The sequence below is a fragment of the Ideonella sp. P3_A4 genome (genome assembly GCF_056403075.1).
The window spans coordinates 1-3,080 of sequence record NZ_JBFUGE010000670.1; the positions used below are offsets into that span (position 1 = coordinate 1).

Annotated in this window: 4 protein-coding genes and 1 pseudogene; 4 read left to right on the plus strand and 1 reads right to left on the minus strand. The window is 69.3% G+C overall.

The features are described 5' to 3' along the window. From AC1DYI_RS30870 to AC1DYI_RS30885, 4 genes are all read left to right on the plus strand, one after another. Positions 1 to 220: hypothetical protein (locus AC1DYI_RS30870; RefSeq protein WP_477207933.1), on the plus strand; the 220-nt coding region annotated here is incomplete at its 5' end. Beyond that, positions 217 to 1,332 (plus strand): DegT/DnrJ/EryC1/StrS family aminotransferase, encoded by a 1,116-nt coding sequence (locus AC1DYI_RS30875; RefSeq protein ID WP_477207934.1) that lies wholly within the window; start codon positions 217 to 219, stop codon positions 1,330 to 1,332. The genes AC1DYI_RS30870 and AC1DYI_RS30875, both read left to right, overlap by 4 nt. Beyond that, entirely contained in the window at positions 1,329 to 2,123 is a 795-nt protein-coding gene (locus AC1DYI_RS30880; protein ID WP_477207935.1) for a class I SAM-dependent methyltransferase, read from the plus strand. The genes AC1DYI_RS30875 and AC1DYI_RS30880 overlap by 4 nt, the downstream gene beginning before the upstream one ends. Continuing rightward, entirely contained in the window at positions 2,120 to 2,776 is a 657-nt protein-coding gene (locus tag AC1DYI_RS30885) for an HAD family hydrolase (protein ID WP_477207936.1), read from the plus strand. The genes AC1DYI_RS30880 and AC1DYI_RS30885 overlap by 4 nt, the downstream gene beginning before the upstream one ends. Here AC1DYI_RS30885 and AC1DYI_RS30890 read toward each other — a convergent pair. Continuing rightward, positions 2,777 to 3,080: pseudogene (locus AC1DYI_RS30890) on the minus strand (aminotransferase-like domain-containing protein); the annotation flags it as partial.

Here is a 3,080-nt window from a genome sequence, read left to right on the forward strand (position 1 = left end):
GATGTGGGCACCGCCCGGCACCCGCGTGCTGACGATCTTCAAGCAGGACATCAACGGCCCGACCTTCTTCGACCTGTCGTTCCTGCGCGGCCAGCAGCACCGCTGGCTGCAGGCGCGCAGCATCGCCGGCTTCGAGTCGGTGTCGATCGTCACGTCGCCGTTCTCGGTCGACGTTGATCTCGCACGGCGCGAGCTGCAGTGGGTGCGGGACGGCGAATGAGCAGCGGCATCAAGTTCCTGGATCTGCAGGCGATCTACCGGCAGGACCAGGTCGCCTACGACGCCGCCTACCGGCGCGTGATGGACAGCGGCCGCTGGATCCTCGGCCCCGAGCTCGAAGCTTTCGAAACCGAGTTCGCGGCCTACGGTGGACGCCGCCACGCGATCGGTGTCGGCAACGGGCTGGACGCGCTGGCGCTGGCGTTGCAAGTGGCTGGCATCGGCCCGGGCGATGAGGTGATCGTGCCGGCGCACACCTTCATCGCGACCTGGCTCGCGGTGCGCCAGTGCGGCGCGACGCCGCGCGCGGTGGAGCCGGCTGTGGGTTCGTACAACATCGCCGCGGCGGGTGTCGCCGCGGCGCTGACGCCAGCCACCAAGGCCGTGATGCCGGTGCATCTGTACGGCGCGCCTTCTGACCCAGCCGCCATCAAGACGCTGTGCGAATCGAAGGGCCTGCTGCTGCTCGAAGATGCCGCGCAAGCCCATGGCGCGCGCCACCAAGGCCTGCCAGTCGGCGGCTTCGGCCGCATGGCCGCCTACAGCTTCTACCCGGGCAAGAACCTCGGCGCATTCGGTGACGCCGGTGCCCTGGTGACCGACGACGACGCGCTGGCCACCGCGCTACGCGCTCGCCGCAACTACGGCAGCGCCGTGCGCTACCAGCACGACAGCGAAGGCGTCAACAGCCGGCTCGATGAGCTGCAAGCGGCCTTCCTGCGCGTGCGCCTCGCACGGCTGGACGAACACAACACCCAGCGACGCGCACAGGCTGCGCGTTATGCCGAACGCTTGGCGAACGCGCCGGGCCTGTCGCTGCCTGCGGTGCCGCATGGCGACGAACCGGTATGGCACCTGTTCGTCATTCGCCACGCGCGACGCGACACGTTGCAGGCCGCGCTGAAAGACCAGGGCATTGAGACCTTGATCCACTACCCGAAGCCGGTCTATCGCTTTCCACCGTTCGCAGCGTTTGCGCCGGCGGGCCGCAGTGCAGCCGACGCTGTCTGCGACGAGTGTTTGAGCCTGCCGATCGGCCCGCACCTGACGCTGGACCAGATCGACCAGGTGGCCGATGCGGTGGCCGCGTTCTGCCAGGGGCGTGCGGCATGACCGATGCCTCGCTGCCGCCCACGGGCAAACCGCTGGACGCCGACGAATACGCCGCGCGCCACGATGCCGAGCTGGACTTCGAAAGCGTCTGCCTGCAAGCGCGCCAGCAGCACAACCTGGCGCAGGTGCAGGCGCTGCAACCGGCCGTCGTGCTCGAGGTCGGCTGCGGCCCCGAACTGCTGAGCCTGCAGGCCTTCGCGCAGCCCAATCGCCTCACGCGCTGGGTCGCGGTCGAGCCGGCTCAACGCTGGGCCGATGCCGCACGCGAAGTGGCCCTGCGCGAGCCGCGACTGGCGGTGGTGCACGACTACATCGAGCGCGCCGACGCCGCGCTGGCCGCACTGTGGCCGCACGGGCCGGTGGCCGACTTGGTCATCGTCTCGGGTGTGATCCATGAAACCGCCGAGCCCGAGGTGCTGCTGCGCGCCGGCCTGCGCTGGCTCAAGCCCGGTGGCCACTTGCTGGTCAGCGTGCCGAACGCGCTGTCGTTCCACCGTCTGCTGGCCGTGCAGATGGGGCTGATGGACGCGCCCGAAGTCTTGAGCGAACGCAACCGCCTGCTCGGCCAGCCGCGCGTGTACCGCCCGCAAGACCTGCGCGAGACGGTCACCGCGCTTGGCCTGACCGAGGTCGCGCTCGACGGCTACCTGTTCAAGCCTTTCACCCATGCGCAGATGGCGCTGCTGCTGCCGTCGCTCGGTGAGCGCGGTGTGCAGGGGCTGATCGAGCTGGGCCGTCAGTTCCCGCAGCAGGCGGCCGAGATCGCGCTGCTGGCGCGGCGACCGGCATGAGCGCACGAGAGATTCGCGGGTTGCTGCTCGACCTCGACGACACGCTGTTCGACGAGCGCTCGACGGCGCAACGCGCCTTTGCGGCTTGGCAGCCCATGCATGGCGGGCATCACCGCGACGAGGACGTGGAGCAAGCGTTCCATCGCTGGCGCCTCATTACCGACAAGCACTGGAAGCGCCACAGCGCCGGCGAGATCACGTTTCTGGACCAACGCCGCGAGCGCCTGCGCGAGTTCGTGGGTCAGGCGCTGACTGACGCCCAGGCCGACGCCTTGTTCGAGCCCTACATGCAGGCCTACCAGAGCAGCTGGTCGCTGGTGGACGACGCGGTCGAGTTCCTGCAGCGCAGTTCTCACCTGCCCAAGGTCATCGTGACCAACGGCCCGCGCCTGATGCAGGAGCGCAAGCTGTCGAGCCTGGGCCTGACCGATCACTTCATCGGCATGGTCACGCCGGACGACTGCGGCCACGCGAAACCGCGGCCCGAGATCTTTCACCGCGCGCTCAGCCTGATCGGCCTGCCCGCCGCCGCCTGCCTGATGGTCGGTGACGACCATGTCTGCGACATCGAGCCGGCGCACGCACTGGGCATGGCGGCCTTCCACATCCAGCCAGGCGTCAACGAACTGCTCGGCGCTCTGGCGCTGCTGTAGTCAGCGCGCGCGTTCGGAAGCGCGGCGGATCAACTGCTGCGCCTGGGCCGAAGCCTGCCAGCGCTGCGACAGGAACTCAGCCAGCCGCGGGTGCTGGGCGTGGACCACGTTGAAGCGCAGGTGCCGCTGGTCGGCATTGGCGACATCGAACGCCGCGCCGGCCAGCAGGATGTGCTGGCGGTAGGCGTCCTTGACCAGCGCGTCGGCGTCGACCCCGGCCGGCAGCTCACCCCAGAGAAACAAGCCGCCTTCGGCTGGTCGGTCGAGCAGCATCCCGGCGCCACGCAAGGCCCGCGTGCTGACC

Excerpts from the sequence above, each read along its gene's own strand:
- AC1DYI_RS30875 (WP_477207934.1), top strand. The coding sequence starts at position 217 with ATGAGCAGCGGCATCAAGTTCCTGGATCTGCAGGCGATCTACCGGCAG.
- AC1DYI_RS30880 (WP_477207935.1), top strand. The coding sequence starts at position 1,329 with ATGACCGATGCCTCGCTGCCGCCCACGGGCAAACCGCTGGACGCCGAC.
- AC1DYI_RS30885 (WP_477207936.1), top strand. The coding sequence starts at position 2,120 with ATGAGCGCACGAGAGATTCGCGGGTTGCTGCTCGACCTCGACGACACG.